This window comes from Flexithrix dorotheae DSM 6795 (assembly GCF_000379765.1).
Lineage (GTDB): Bacteria > Bacteroidota > Bacteroidia > Cytophagales > Flammeovirgaceae > Flexithrix > Flexithrix dorotheae.
Genome location: NZ_KB903434.1, coordinates 87,945 through 102,361 on the forward strand (window position 1 = coordinate 87,945; position 14,417 = coordinate 102,361).

11 protein-coding genes are annotated in these 14,417 nt (G+C 36.3%); 7 read left to right on the plus strand and 4 right to left on the minus strand.

Going from position 1 to position 14,417, the window contains the following annotated elements:
* Nucleotides 1-91: 91 nt before the first annotated feature.
* Nucleotides 92-1,672: an NAD(P)/FAD-dependent oxidoreductase gene (locus A3EM_RS0108950; protein WP_020527857.1), complete on the minus strand. Its 1,581-nt coding sequence runs from the start codon at nt 1,670-1,672 to the stop codon at nt 92-94.
* Nucleotides 1,673-1,939: 267 nt separating this feature from the next.
* Between A3EM_RS0108950 and A3EM_RS0108955 the strand changes: the two genes are divergently transcribed.
* The 4 genes from A3EM_RS0108955 to A3EM_RS0108970 all read left to right on the plus strand — a co-directional run bounded on the left by A3EM_RS0108955 (nt 1,940) and on the right by A3EM_RS0108970 (nt 5,737).
* Complete coding sequence (locus A3EM_RS0108955) at nt 1,940-2,635, plus strand: phosphoribosylanthranilate isomerase (RefSeq protein ID WP_245576493.1); 696 nt, start codon at nt 1,940-1,942, stop codon at nt 2,633-2,635.
* 229 nt (nt 2,636-2,864) lie between these two features.
* On the plus strand, nt 2,865-4,052 hold the full coding sequence (trpB, locus tag A3EM_RS0108960) for a tryptophan synthase subunit beta (protein WP_020527859.1): 1,188 nt from the start codon (nt 2,865-2,867) through the stop codon (nt 4,050-4,052).
* Between the two features lie 195 nt (nt 4,053-4,247).
* Nucleotides 4,248-4,529, plus strand: coding sequence for a DUF427 domain-containing protein (locus tag A3EM_RS0108965; RefSeq protein ID WP_020527860.1), 282 nt, complete (start codon nt 4,248-4,250; stop codon nt 4,527-4,529).
* A 173-nt stretch (nt 4,530-4,702) separates the two neighbouring features.
* Complete coding sequence (locus A3EM_RS0108970; RefSeq protein WP_020527861.1) at nt 4,703-5,737, plus strand: hypothetical protein; 1,035 nt, start codon at nt 4,703-4,705, stop codon at nt 5,735-5,737.
* A gap of 15 nt (nt 5,738-5,752) precedes the next feature.
* Here A3EM_RS0108970 and A3EM_RS0108975 read toward each other — a convergent pair whose 3' ends face one another.
* Nucleotides 5,753-8,713 carry a TolB-like translocation protein gene (locus A3EM_RS0108975; protein WP_020527862.1) on the minus strand — a complete coding sequence of 987 codons (2,961 nt, stop codon included), beginning with the start codon at nt 8,711-8,713 and terminating at the stop codon, nt 5,753-5,755.
* Nucleotides 8,714-8,824: 111 nt separating this feature from the next.
* Nucleotides 8,825-9,451, minus strand: coding sequence for a hypothetical protein (locus A3EM_RS0108980; protein ID WP_020527863.1), 627 nt, complete (start codon nt 9,449-9,451; stop codon nt 8,825-8,827).
* Between the two features lie 282 nt (nt 9,452-9,733).
* On the opposite strand from A3EM_RS0108980, the gene A3EM_RS0108985 reads away from it, so the two are divergent.
* Together A3EM_RS0108985 and A3EM_RS0108990 are read left to right on the plus strand one after the other, a co-directional pair.
* Entirely contained in the window at nt 9,734-11,116 is a 1,383-nt protein-coding gene (locus A3EM_RS0108985; RefSeq protein ID WP_245576494.1) for a sigma-54-dependent transcriptional regulator, read from the plus strand.
* Entirely contained in the window at nt 11,106-12,467 is a 1,362-nt protein-coding gene (locus tag A3EM_RS0108990) for a sensor histidine kinase (protein ID WP_020527865.1), read from the plus strand. The genes A3EM_RS0108985 and A3EM_RS0108990 overlap by 11 nt, the downstream gene beginning before the upstream one ends.
* Nucleotides 12,468-12,640: 173 nt before the next feature.
* Here A3EM_RS0108990 and A3EM_RS41920 read toward each other — a convergent pair whose 3' ends face one another.
* Nucleotides 12,641-13,384, minus strand: coding sequence for a CRISPR-associated endoribonuclease Cas6 (locus tag A3EM_RS41920; protein ID WP_157637793.1), 744 nt, complete (start codon nt 13,382-13,384; stop codon nt 12,641-12,643).
* A gap of 485 nt (nt 13,385-13,869) precedes the next feature.
* On the opposite strand from A3EM_RS41920, the gene nuoB reads away from it, so the two are divergent.
* Nucleotides 13,870-14,391 (plus strand): NADH-quinone oxidoreductase subunit NuoB, encoded by a 522-nt coding sequence (nuoB, locus tag A3EM_RS0109000; protein WP_020527867.1) that lies wholly within the window; start codon nt 13,870-13,872, stop codon nt 14,389-14,391.
* The last annotated feature ends 26 nt before the right edge of the window (nt 14,392-14,417 follow it).

Here is a 14,417-nt window from a genome sequence, read left to right on the forward strand (position 1 = left end):
TCGATAAAAAAAGTATAATTAAAACGATTTTCCCAATTTCTATTTCCTGTTTTTTGCCAAAGATTAAACAAATGACTTTAAAGCACCACATTTAACACTTTTTACTGGCATACAGATTCACGAGTTTTTCAGCACACTTTTCACCATCCATAGCAGCAGAAGCAATTCCTCCTGCATAGCCAGCCCCTTCTCCGCATGGGAAAAGCCTTCTTATTTGCACATGCTCGAAACTTTCTCTGTCCCTTGGGATTTTAACAGGAGAAGAAGTCCGGCTTTCTACAGCTACTATCTGTGCCTCATTGGTTAAATAACCTCTCATTTTTTTGCCAAAATCTTTAAAACCAATTCTCAGTCTTTGTGCTATGGAGGCCGGTAAAAATTCATCCATTGCCACAGAAGTAAGCCCGGGTTGATAAGAAGAATCCAACAAACTGGAGGAAACTTTGTTATTTACAAAATCCACCAATTTTTGGGCCGGAGCCACCTGAGTGCCTCCGGCTACTTTGCACGATTTCTGTTCAATTTCCTTTTGAAAAATCATGCCAGCTAAGGGGCCATGCTTTTGATATGCCTTTAATTGTTCATCATCTACCGAAACCACAATTCCAGAATTCGCGAATTGCGAATCTCTTCTTGATGGCGACATCCCATTCACCACTACTTCACCTGGTGCAGTTGCTGAAGGAACCATAAACCCTCCCGGACACATACAAAATGAAAACACCCCTTTCTGCAGCCCTTTATAGCGAGATTGAGTTACCAAAGAATAAGGAGCCGCGGGCAAATAATCTCCCCTATCCTCACAATGGTATTGAATTTTGTCAATCAGATTTTGGCTATGCTCAACTCTTACACCAAGGGCAAAAGGTTTTTGCTCTATGAATATTTCCTTTTTTAGCAAAAGGTGGAAAATATCCCGGGCGGAATGGCCTGTGGCTAAAATCACCCCAATTCCTTCAATTAAATCTCCATTTTGATTTTTCACCCCTTTTAGTTCACCATTCTTCAAAATAAAATCCTCAACCCTTGTATCGAAATGAATTTCCCCACCTGCAGCCAGTATACTTTCCCGCATCTCAGCTACCACTTTAGGTAATTTATTGGTCCCAATGTGCGGATGTGCATCCACCAAAATTTCTGTGCTTGCTCCGTGAGCGACAAATATTTCCAGAATTCTGCGGAAGTCGCCTCTTTTTTTGGATCGGGTATAAAGTTTACCATCCGAATAAGTCCCTGCTCCTCCTTCTCCAAAGCAGTAATTGGAGTCTGGATTTACGATATGTTCCTTATTGATGGCGGCTAAATCTCTCCTTCTGTTTCTCACATCTTTCCCCCGTTCCAATACTATTGGCTTAATTCCCAATTCAATTAACCTAAGTGCTGCAAACATTCCAGCAGGGCCACATCCCACTACGATGGCCTGATCTGCATTTTTCACATTGGGATAAGCCTTTCGATAGGAAATTAAATCATCAGGGGATTCTTCCACAAAAACCTCCACTTTTACGTTTACTTTCACCTTTTTGGACCGAGCATCCACTGACCTTCTCAAAAGCCTGACAAATACTTCAGGTTCATGTGCAACGCCTAACTTATTTTTCACAAAAGCGTTTAGCCTTTCCTTGTCATAAGCCAGTTCAGGACTTAATTTATATTCTATTTCGTGTCTCATTCAGTAAGGTTTTTTAGCGCATGTTTAAATTTTAACTAATTCGATGCAAACGTCCATTTATTGAAACCTAAATTTTAAACAAGCTCTTATAGCAAATCGCTATTGTTTTTAAGGAGAAACAATAATCAGGATTAGAATTCCAAGAGGCAACCCACTAATGATTTTCAGATGCCAATAACATTTTAGTATGTCCTTAAAATTGCCTGCAAAATTAGAGAAAAATTGACTGCTTATGGCTAAAGCATCTGTGAGATTTACTAATTTTGATTGTCGAAACTAGAAAATAAAATGGTTGGAGCTACTGATAAAAAACTGAAACTCAAAATATGCGGCATGCGTGATGAGGATAATTTAAAATCCATCTCAGCCTTTCAGCCAGATTTTTTTGGTTTTATTTTTTATGAAAAGTCCCCCCGATTTATTGGAGAGATGGATTCTCAGATTTTGGAAAAACTTCCATCTTCTGTAAAAAAGGTGGGTGTTTTTGTAAATCCTGAATTTGAATTTCTTTGTAAAAACATAAGCAAATACCAGCTTGATTTGGTGCAATTACATGGAAAGGAAACACCTGAGTTTTGCCAAAGATTAAAAACAAAGTTTGAAGATAAACCAGGCATTATTAAGGCATTTAGTGTTGGAGATGAGTTTGATTTTACTACCCTAAACCCTTATGAAGCCTATTGTGATTTCTTTTTGTTTGATACAAAAGGGAAAAATTATGGTGGAAACGGGGTAACTTTCAATTGGGATATTCTCAAGGATTATAAAAGTGATTTGCCTTTTTTTCTAAGTGGGGGAATTGAACCGGACCATGTGCAGATGATCAAAAACCTTAACCTCCCGAATTTATTTGCCCTCGATATAAACAGTAAATTTGAAATTTCTCCTGCCCTTAAAGATGCCGACAAAATCAAAAAATTTGTAAATCAACTGTGGCAGGAAGGATCAAATCCAAGTTATTGAGAATACATTCTGGACAAATATAATCCAGACTAAAAAAGTTACCTTCAGAAATTCACCTTGTATGGTTTATATTATTAAAACTATTAAACCTCCTCTTAATCCTCTCAGTTGAGGGTGCTAAAGGGAGGAACTTTAGAATGATAAAAACAGTAATGAATCCAATTAGTTTCTATTCAAAATGTTAAATTTGAATTTCTTTCAGAAATAATTAGAGATAAAGTAAAAATATATGTTAGCAGTAAGTGAAAGTGGGTTTTATGGAAATTTCGGAGGGGCTTATATTCCCGAAATGCTTCATCCCAATGTAGAAGAATTAAAAAACAACTACCTGGAAATTATTCAATCTCCTTCATTTCAGGAAGAGTTTTTATCCCTGTTAAAGGATTATGTTGGCCGACCAACACCTTTATATTACGCATCGAGACTTTCCGAAAAATACAATACCAATGTTTATTTGAAAAGGGAAGACCTTTGCCACACAGGTGCGCACAAAGTAAATAATACGATAGGGCAAATTCTGTTGGCGAAAAGGCTTGGTAAAAAAAGAATAATTGCCGAAACAGGAGCCGGACAACATGGGGTAGCCACGGCTACAATATGTGCCTTGATGGGACTGGAATGTGAGGTTTTTATGGGTAAAATAGATGTTGCCCGGCAAAAACCTAATGTGGAAAGAATGAAAATGTTGGGTGCCAAAGTAATTGAGGCGGTAAGCGGAAGCCAGACATTGAAAGATGCCACTAACGATGCCATGAGAGACTGGATAAACAATCCTGTAGACACTTATTATGTGATTGGCTCTGTGGTTGGTCCTCACCCCTATCCCGATATGGTAGCCAGATTTCAGGCAGTAATAAGCGAAGAAATAAAAAAACAACTGGCAGAAAAAACAGGAAAGGAAAACCCTGATTATATATTGGCCTGTGTGGGTGGCGGAAGTAATGCAGCCGGGGCTTTTTACCATTTTGCGGAAAACTCAGAGGTAAAATTAATTGGTTTGGAAGCGGCCGGTAAAGGAGTGGATACCGGAGAGTCTGCCGCTACTACCTTGTTGGGGAAAGAAGGTGTTTTGCACGGCAGCAGATCACTGGTAATGCAAACACCAGATGGACAAGTTGTAGAACCTTATTCTATTTCAGCTGGATTGGATTATCCGGGAATCGGTCCGGTTCACGCCTATTTATTTGCATCCGGAAGGGGAAAATATTTTCCAGTTACTGATGAAGAAGCTATGGAAGCGGGATTGCAGCTGAGCCGCCTGGAAGGAATTATTCCCGCTATTGAATCTTCACATGCTCTGGCTTATCTGGAAAAACTGAATGCCAAACCTGAGGAAGTAGTTGTGGTTAATCTATCCGGAAGGGGAGATAAAGATTTAGCCACTTACATTAAATGGATTGAAGATCACAAAAGTTAAACATATACAGGAATTCATAGTTAAAATGGGCTGTTTCGAGTTTGAACCAGCCCATTTTTTTTCCTGAACCAATTCCAAAGCAAACATGTTAGGTTGCTGAAAATTAATTAATAACCAAGTTTCAGCACATGCTAAACTTCACGACATAGTTGGATTTTTTTTAATTCCAGACGATGTTGCAAAAAACCTAAAACAATGAAAGCTATTTGGAACAACAAGGTAATTGCCGAAAGTGATAAAACTGTTCGGATTGAGGGGAATCATTATTTCCCGATAGAAACGGTAAATAAGGAATTTTTAAAGAAAAGTGAAACTCATACCAATTGTCCCTGGAAAGGAACAGCTTCTTACTATTCACTGGAAGTAGATGGGGAAACCAATAATGATGCAGCCTGGTTTTATCCGGATCCTTCTGAGGCAGCAAGTGCCATAAAAGATCATGTTGCATTTTGGAGAGGTGTTGAAGTGGTGGAATAATCAAGGAATTTTTCTTAGCAGAATCCGGATATTAATAAGTGAGGCTTCTCAAAAAGGAAGTCTTTTTTTGTATTATGAAATTTAATTTTGATATCACTTTAGTTATGCATTATTATAAATTATCATTAATTTAAGCCTGATTAATATGATTTGCATAATACTTTTTTCAACTCATGAACTACCCGGGCCTGATTTGTCTGCTCTTTGTAATTCTTAGTCATTTGGTAACTGCCCAAAGTACAAAAACCCCAACTAGAAGGTTATTTGCCAAAGATGATCCATTAAAAATTTCCATCGAAATGGATGTAAAAGAATTATTAAAAACAAAATATAAAGATGAATATCATCCGGCAAAATTCACCCTTTACCTTCATGAAGACAGTATTATTGAAAAAACAATTAAAGTAAAAACCCGGGGGAATTCAAGAAAAAGCATTTGTTATTATCCACCCTTAAAATTAAATTTTAAACATGTAGATTTTGGATCTGCATCAATGAATACATTAAAAAAACTGAAAATTGTAACTGTTTGTAAGGAAGCTGATACTTATGAACAATATATTCTGAAGGAATATTTAGTGTACAAAATGTATAATCTTTTAACTGATTATAGCTTTAATGTCCGACTATTGGATGTAACACAAAAGGATTCACAAGGGAAAAAAGACCCGTTGAGGCGCTATGGTTTTGTAATTGAGGAGATTGACCAGCTGGCTGAAAGAAATAACGCTTTGGAAATTGAAACACCTAAAATTCATCCTGATCAAACAAATAAAGAAATTGCCAACTTGCTGGCCGTTTTCCAGTTTATGATAGGGAATACGGATTGGTCTATTCCCGGACTTCATAACATTAAATTAATCAAGTCAAAAAACCCAACTGAATTCGCCCCGATAGCCATTCCTTATGATTTCGATTACTCCGGTTTTGTAAATACTACATATGCCATCCCTGATCCGGCTTTGGGAATAGAAAATGTGAGAGTAAGGGATTTCAGGGGTTTTTGCCGTACCCTTGAAGAGTTCCAAAAAACTATGATTCCCTTTCTGGAGAATAAAGAAGAAATATTTAACCTGGTCAATGAATTTGAACCCCTGTCAGAAAGGAATAAAAAAGAATGTGTAGCCTATCTTCAGGAGTTCTATAAAATCATTGAAAACGAAAATTTAATTAAATATAATTTTGTAAATAACTGCCGAACAAATTAGTGATTCGGCCACTAATCAACCACCAATCCTTAAGATGAGGAAATCGAATTGATGCTTATTCAATCCTGCACTAAAAATATTGGAAGTATCCAAAAGGTAACTGTATCGTACTCCTAAATCCAAATCTATTAATCTCAAGGCTCTGAAATCGAATGATAATTCTGCACCTGTAGAATTATAAGTTTCATTGGGTAATAGAGTCCTTGGATCGGAGGGGACCTGCAAACCAGAATCATTGGGCAACTGGCTGGGTATTACCGGATCAAAACTGGTTCGGGAATAATCGAAGAACAAATTGAGTTTTACCCTTTGCACAAATGCTAAAGGCCCCAAAGCCACATCAGGGTAGAATAATGGCAAAGCATAATTTACTGATCCTCTTATAATATCATCATGAGGTATACTATTATAACCTCTTGCATACCTAAAACTGTCTCTAAACTGGTAGGTATCCGTAAAGCCTTCCTTTTGGAAACTTCCTTCCACAAAAAAACTGTGATTCTTCCAAATCCCGGGAAAGAAAAAAGTAGCAGTTGAGGTAAACTGACTCCCCTGATTTCTATTGGTTTTAAAAGTAGATAAATAATTGACTTCCAGAGCCTGGGCAAACCTTGAGTTGATAAATTGCATAGCTTTACTCTGTTGTCTGGAAAACCTTACCCTAAAATCCATCACATTTACAGGCCCATTCCTTGCCTGGAGGCTTTCATTAAAACCCAAACTTACATTATCATAATTTACATTGAGATAATGATAAGAAGCTCCTATTCTTAAATTGGCAAAATGATTCCCATCCGATAAATTAAGGGGGACAAATAACCCAATTCTATAATCGTCCTCCTTCCATTTTTTTGTGTAAAACCCTAAATCAGGCTGGTCTTCTGAGTTTTTCCGAATATACATATTCGTTCTGGATCTGGTATTCTGGATTCCAATACTCCCATTCATCACCGGAAAAAACTGGGCATACAAAACATCCATGTAAAAACCTCCAGCATTCTCATTAGCATTATATTGATAACCTACCGCTCCGTTAAAGGTCTGAAATTTATTTTCCATTTGAACTTCAGCTCTGTAAACAGGATGGTTTGGAAAAACCTGGATACTGTGTGGCCTAAGTAAACCAGTGGTCTTTTTATATTTTTTTATTTCGAATTCATTCGAAGGGATTTTGTTAAGTATACTTCCACCTTCCTGCTCTTTTGCCGCCTCATAAAAATTCAAAGAACTTTCGGGGATTTTGTCTAGACTGGCATAAGTCCGATTTTCCAAACTTACTTCCTTAATGTCATATCCATCAGCGGAATACTCTGCATAGGCCAATTTTAAACCATCAGGAGACAGTGCAGGCTGAAAGGCTCCAATTTTGCTACTGGTCACCTGGAAAAACTCTTTTGTAATTTTATTTACCGCATAAATATTATTTATCCCGGAATATGCAGCCGAGAAATATACATATTCTCCGCCATCAAAAGGATAAGAAACCTGATCGTTTCCAAAACTAGTCAGGGCATTATACCCCCCATCCTCCACATTCACTAAAACGATGGCCTGCTTATGTCCTTTTTGGGCTACCGTCACAATAGCCTTCCCATCTTTAGTCCACTTAGGCAGGGAATAGAAAAGATTTTCTGAGTTAGGTAACGTTCGAATTACTTCTCCAGTGATGGCATCCAGAATTATCAGGGCATAATCCCCATTTAATGTGGCTTCTGCCACTACAATTTTTGAAGCATCAGGGGAAAGAGCAGGGGCAAAATATTTTGTCTTTTTGGTGAGTTGTGTGGTTTTTCCAGTGTTTAAATCATAAATTTTAATTACAGAATAATCTACATTTCCCCATCGAATATCATACTCAATATCTGCCCACACAATTTTATTTTCGGCAAGGGAAAGGGTACTATTATAATTTAAATTATAGCCGGGCAAGGTTATTTTTTTCTCTGTGCCCTGACCATCAATCGTATAAAAACTTCTGATATCTTTAAACCCGCTTTTCTCCACAATCAATTGGTTATTGGAAATGTAATTGGGAAAGCGATAATTAGTATATCGTTGTTTAGCCTTTGTATTCACCAGGACTGAAGGAGTAAGCGTTAAATCTTCCAATTCCTCCTCCCATTTTTCATCCAATTCGGCAAAGGCCGCATTATACAACTGGGGAGTTCTCATATTGGTAGATTTCTTTAAAGAATGGCTAAATGGGAAAAATAAACCTTTGTACTTTACGGCATTCTCCAAAGTATTTTTCCATATGTCTTCACCAAAATTAGCTCTAGCATAATTGATGAGGTAATATCCCTGATTGTAATGATTTGGGACAAATTCTTTTATTGAAGTAGCTGAGGCTTTTTCATAATTAAATTTTCTCCCGGCAAGGCGTAATGCCCTGTATTCCATATCAAAAGCAGGGGTTCTACCTCTACCCGATTCGGATAGTGCGGTTTCTGAACTTACAGCATCCCCTTCAATATACCATCTAGGTAAGGCTGTTCTTCTAAAAAAGGACAAAGTGTTTTCCCCAAGAATGGTATAAAAAAAGTTTGTGATTCCTCTTTTAGCATTGGTAGTTTGCTGAACATGACGATATTCGTGAATTGCTAATAAATCCAGCCAATTTCCGCTTCCCAAAAAATTAAACTGCGGTGGGGTAAGAAAAAACTCTGATCGGAAGGGAGAAAGTGTCACAAAACCATTTGAAATTCCTGTTTGATTTTGCATCAAAATAGTCACCTTTTCGCTTTTGCTGCCTATAGACTCAAGATTATTACTATATAAATATTCAATAAGATTGGCAACTCTTTTCCCCTGACCCTCAACACCTTCCGGAAAAACGACTTGTACCTTTTCAGTATTTATCTGTTTCCATTTTAAGGAATTAGGATTTAGCCCTAAAGGATATTGTTGAGAAAATAATGAGGAAATAGGAATGAATACAAAAAACGAAGAAAGGAGGGCTAATAAAGATTTATTCATGAAGCCTATATGGAATAATAGTTTAAAAAATGAATTTAAAAAAAGGTAGCGCACCGACAATTTTATACCTCAAATACAACCTGATCACCTAATACCCTAATTCCAGAAGTTTTAACTTTCAGGATCACCATAGAAAAGTGGGAATTTATTTAAACCTTGATATTTTACGCCTAATTCCCGGATTTTATCGCCTTTCTCTTCTAAAAGAACATTAAACTCCAGCACGTAATTATTATAATTTTTCCTGATCATAAAATCCCTATGATTGGCTTCTAAAATATCAGAAGATAATAATGCAGCCCGCTTATATTTTTCAAATTCATCCGTACTTGTGGCAAATTCCTGAATTTTATCCATCAGTTCCTGACAATAATCATCATAGGCTACCATAAAGCTTTCATCTTCCATGGTGACTTTAGAATAAAGATTTTCTTCGACCAAAGCCCTTTTTTCCTCAATTGAAGCCACTAAAGCAGTATTGTAATTAGGGATAATATTTTTTATTTCCTCCACCAGCAATTTAGTGGTGTTGATCTTTTCATTTTCTGAAGCAATGGCTTGCTTGTCGAGGCTATGGATGCTGTCCAGCAACAAATCCACTCTGGAATTTAGGGGAAGTTCCTGCTCCTCCTCTTCCCATGAATCCTGTTCAATATCACCGTCCTTATCTGCCTCTTTTTTACATTCGGAGAAAAAGATTAAAACCACGGCCAAAAATAAGAAACTGATTTTGTTCATAATAGAAGATTTAATTGTTTGTAATCGTATAAAGATAGTATTTCTACCGGCACAAATGAAAAATCTGTCCTTTTTAGTTTTCCATTAAAACCAGAACCTTTTTCATCTGATGAAGATGGATTTTCACTACCATTTATAAAAATTGTATTCCGAATAAGCCTATCATTTTCTAAATTGGAGTATCAAAAGGGAAAATTTAAAATACCAGTTATTTCCCTAAAATTGGATATTTTGAATAAATTTGATTCAATAACTTCACTAATAATTTAAAGAGCATAAAATATAATGGGTAAACCTTTAGGAAAAATATTGGTCATTGATGATAATGAAGATGTGTTGTTGGCGGCCAAATTATTATTAAAAAAACATGCTGACCTTGTTCAGATAGAGAGTAACCCTAAAAAAATCCCCTTTCTCCTGAATAATGATACCTATGATGTCATCTTGCTGGACATGAATTTTAGTAAGGATATCACTAGTGGAAAGGAAGGGTTTCACTGGCTTGAGCAAATCATGGAAATCAACCCTGAAGCCGTAGTTATATTAATCACTGCATTTGGGGATGTGGAAATGGCTGTAAAAGCCCTGAGGTCTGGTGCCACTGATTTTGTTTTAAAACCCTGGCAAAATGAAAAACTGATTGCCACCCTTACCACAGCGGTAAAACTAAAACAGGCTAAAGATGAAGTAAACACCTTAAAAATGGAGAAGAATAAACTCACTTCTGAGCTTAATCAATCCCATTTTAAGGAAATTATTGGGAAAAGTGCCTCCATGATGGAGGTTTTCAATATTATTAGCAAGGTAGCCGAAACTGATGCCAACATTTTAATTCTTGGAGAAAACGGTACGGGAAAAGAAGTAATCGCCAGAGCAATTCACAACCAATCTCTCAGGAAAGATAATGTATTCATAAATGTAGATATGGGTACCATCACGGAGAGTCTTTTTGAAAGTGAACTTTTTGGGCATAAAAAAGGAGCATTCACTGATGCCAAGGAAGATAGGGCTGGAAGATTTGAAGTGGCCAACAGTGGAACACTTTTTTTGGATGAGATAGGCAATTTATCTCTCAGCCTTCAGGCCAAGCTACTTACCGTGCTTCAAAGAAGGGAAATCACCAGAGTGGGTGCCAATAAATCTATTCCTATCGATATCAGATTGGTTTGTGCTACTAATATGCCTCTATACGAAATGGTTGAGGGAAATGAATTCCGGCAGGATTTACTGTATAGAATTAATACGGTGGAAATCCGTTTACCTTCGTTGAGAGAAAGAACTGACGACTTGCAGGAATTATCCTCCCACTTTATTGATATGTATTGTAAAAAATACAGAAAGAACAGAAAAAGACTTGCCTCCAGTACATTAAAGAAATTTGAAAAATACCACTGGCCCGGCAACATCCGGGAACTACAACATGCTTTAGAAAGAGCAATCATCATGAGCGAAGAAGAATTACTTTTACCAAGTGATTTTCTTTTTCTTGTTGAGAAAAATGATTCTGAAGAAGTAGATTTTTCTGAATATGATCTTGATACAGTAGAAAAAATGATGATTCAAAAGGCAATTAGTAAACATTCAGGAAATATTTCAAAAGCAGCAAAGTCTCTGGGACTAACCAGAGCATCTTTGTACAGAAGGTTGGAAAAGCATGGCCTTTAAGGATTTTCGATTAAAAATTATATCCCGGGTACTCGGGTTATCATTCTCCATTTTTGCAATGTTTTACCTGGTTTTTTCAGGTACATACATTACCGCTGGGTTTGTATTAGGTGTAGTAGTTTATCAGGTGGTTTCGGTGATTAATTTACTGGAGAACACCAATAAAGAACTTATAGACTTTTTAAGCTCCATCAGATACGATGATTTTTCCCAGTCTTATAAACTTACAGGAAGAGGAGGAAGTTTTGATGAACTGAATTTCGAATTCAATAAGGTAATTCAGAATTTCAAAAATATTAGAGCTGAAAAAGAAGCCGAGTATCAATACCTCAAAAATATTATTCATCATATTGGAATTGGAATATTATCCTTTGATAAAAAAGGAGATGTTCAAATTATCAATACCGCTGCCAAACGCCTGTTTAAAGTCAACCGACTTCGCAATATTTCCAAACTAAAAGACTTCAGTGGGGAATTAGTAGAACATTTCAATAAATTAAGGACAGGGTCAAAAGCCTTGGTAAGAATCCGTGATAATGGGGAAATTGTTCAGTTGGCAATCTATGCCATTGAACTTTACCTTAAAGGAGAAGAATATAAACTGGTAACTGTCCAGAATATACAAAGCGAGTTGGAAGAAAAGGAAATGGAAGCCTGGCAAAACCTTATCAGAGTACTCACCCATGAAATCATGAATTCGGTAACTCCTATTTCTTCACTGGCAAATACAATTGAAGGAGAGGTAAACTACATTAAGGAAAATGAAGAACCTAATCTTAGTACTGAAGATTTGGAGGATATATCACTTGCTGTTGGAACCATAAAAAGGAGAAGTGAAGCCCTCATTCGCTTTGTGAATGATTTCAGGAACCTCACGCACATGCCCGAACCCAACTTAAATCATGTGAGGGTAAGTGATATTTTCAGGCATATAAAAATATTAATGGACCATGAATGCGAGGAGCATGAAATTCGATTTGAGACTCAGTTGGAACCAGAATCCCTAATCGTCACAGCAGATCAGGAAATGATTGAACAGGTTTTGATAAACATGATAAAAAATGCTGTTCAGGCCTTGCAGGAATTAACCAAAGAAGAAAATAGCAATAAAGTGATTATTCTTTTGGGACAACAAAATCAAAATAATCGTCCGGTGATTTCCGTAAAGGATAATGGTCCCGGGATTGATAAGGATGCGCTTGACAGGATATTCATTCCATTCTTCACCACTAAAAAAATGGGTTCGGGGATTGGGCTAAGTTTATCAAGACAAATTATGCGGTTGCACAAAGGTACAATAACTGCCAGTTCAGATCCTGGCCAGGGTACTACATTTAATTTAGTGTTTTAAGCTCTGATCTTCATTTGGTAAATTATCTACAAAAAAATCAACCTTAAAACTTTAGGGTTGAATTCTGACTTTGCATTTGAGCTTAATAGAGGAGGGTTTCACTCTTTAATTTGAGAAAAGTTAATGAATTGGAAAAGGGGATATCAGGGCGTTCCCCTTCCAAAGCATCTAATCTATTGTATATTTATTCTCATTTTTTTTAGGCTTTTTTCGAAAATTATTTCTCTTTTAACTTCCTTGTTATCGGCCAGATCTAACATTCCAAAACCATTTTCTGCCAATTCCCCTAAACCACAATTATAAATGAAGTTCTGAACCTCCGGAGCTGCATAAAGGGCAAATGGCAAAGTATAACCCCTTACCTCCTTAATCATTCCTTGATTTATGGTTGTATATATTCTGGCAAACTTTTTATCATGATTATTAATCTTTTCAAGATAATGTTTATCAGGAACCATTTGGAATTTGAAAAAAGAACTTATTTGTTTAGGTGTGAACTGGCCTATTCTTTCCATTCTCAACATGGTGGACTCATACAAAAAGTCTGAAAAATCATCTTTAGTAGGATGAATAAACTCTTTGTTTTTATCCACATTGTCTGTATTACAAATTACAATTGGAGAAAGGCATAAGAATTTCACAGAGTTTCCAAACTTCCCTGTAAAATATTCTCTTTCTACATATTCTGGTTCAAGAACAAGGTCTCCCAATAATAGGTGCTGAAAGTCAAAAAGCTTATTTAAAAAGAAATTTATAAACTCTCCTCCTCCACTGGAAAAAATCAGTGTTACTCTTTTCGAAAAATAATTTAAACCTTCTCTACCAACCTTGGTCTGACCTTTTAACCCAGAAAAATTAATAAAAGGATTTTCAGCCAAATAATCCTCTCCTACAACTTCTTTAATAAAGTTACGCACCTGTTTTTGGTGATGGAAAGGTAATACAGCTCCTTTATTTTTTAACTTAAAAATTATTCTAATCCTCAACTTCTAAAAATTTTGGTCCAACACTTAGTTTTGATTTTGTTTTTACCAAAACGCAGTTTTGAGTTGATTATGGTATTTAGCTATTAATTAATAGTCAAAAAGTAAGAGGTTAGGGTTTTCGGAAGAAAAACATAGTACCTTTGTGTGTTAATATGTAAAGGTTTCAAAAATATCTTACAAATTAAGAATAGATTCTTTTTTCATATTTAAATAAATATTTATGAAGGTTATTTGTGGAAAAAAAGGCTCTCTATTCAATGAAGCCTAGTTTTTAATATTGCTATCACAACATTAAAATACAAAAGAACAAAAGTGGGAAATTAATCAATTTAACATTTGTTGTTTTTTTTCGGATAGTGTTATTATTCTTACATTAAATTTTAGCGTAACTATTTTTTTTGTTTTTAATCATAAAAATGGGTTTACTTGATAAAAAATTTGCATCAGGAGGGGTTGTGGTAACAAAGGTAGACGATTTAATCAACTGGGCCAGGTTGTCTTCATTATGGCCTATGGGATTTGGACTTGCTTGTTGTGCTATTGAGATGATGTCTACTTATGCCTCCGGATATGACTTAGATAGGTTTGGTGTAATTCCAAGAGCCTCTCCCAGGCAATCCGACTTAATGATCATTGCAGGAACTGTTACTTTTAAAATGGCAGACCGGGTAAGACGTCTTTACGAACAAATGCCCGAACCCAGGTATGTAATTTCAATGGGAAGTTGCTCTAACTGTGGTGGTCCATATTGGGAGCATGGTTATCATGTGGTAAAAGGAGTGGATCGAATAATTCCGGTTGATGTATATGTTCCTGGTTGTCCGCCCAGACCAGAAGCCTTAATTGGAGGAATTATTAAACTTCAGGAAAAGATAAGGAAAGAAACACTGGTGGCACCAAAAGCTATTGAAAATCTATTGAAGCAAACAAAAGTCTAAAATTGAATTGGAGTAAAAAGATTGGG

What these genes read in the sequence shown, in the direction of transcription:
- A3EM_RS0108965 (WP_020527860.1), top strand. Translation starts at nt 4,248, where the DNA reads ATGAAAGCTATTTGGAACAACAAGGTAATTGCCGAAAGTGATAAAACT.
- A3EM_RS0108950 (WP_020527857.1), bottom strand. Translation starts at nt 1,672, where the DNA reads ATGAGACACGAAATAGAATATAAATTAAGTCCTGAACTGGCTTATGAC.
- A3EM_RS0108980 (WP_020527863.1), bottom strand. Translation starts at nt 9,451, where the DNA reads ATGAACAAAATCAGTTTCTTATTTTTGGCCGTGGTTTTAATCTTTTTC.
- A3EM_RS0108990 (WP_020527865.1), top strand. Translation starts at nt 11,106, where the DNA reads ATGGCCTTTAAGGATTTTCGATTAAAAATTATATCCCGGGTACTCGGG.
- A3EM_RS0108975 (WP_020527862.1), bottom strand. Translation starts at nt 8,713, where the DNA reads ATGAATAAATCTTTATTAGCCCTCCTTTCTTCGTTTTTTGTATTCATT.
- trpB (WP_020527859.1), top strand. Translation starts at nt 2,865, where the DNA reads ATGTTAGCAGTAAGTGAAAGTGGGTTTTATGGAAATTTCGGAGGGGCT.
- nuoB (WP_020527867.1), top strand. Translation starts at nt 13,870, where the DNA reads ATGGGTTTACTTGATAAAAAATTTGCATCAGGAGGGGTTGTGGTAACA.
- A3EM_RS0108970 (WP_020527861.1), top strand. Translation starts at nt 4,703, where the DNA reads ATGAACTACCCGGGCCTGATTTGTCTGCTCTTTGTAATTCTTAGTCAT.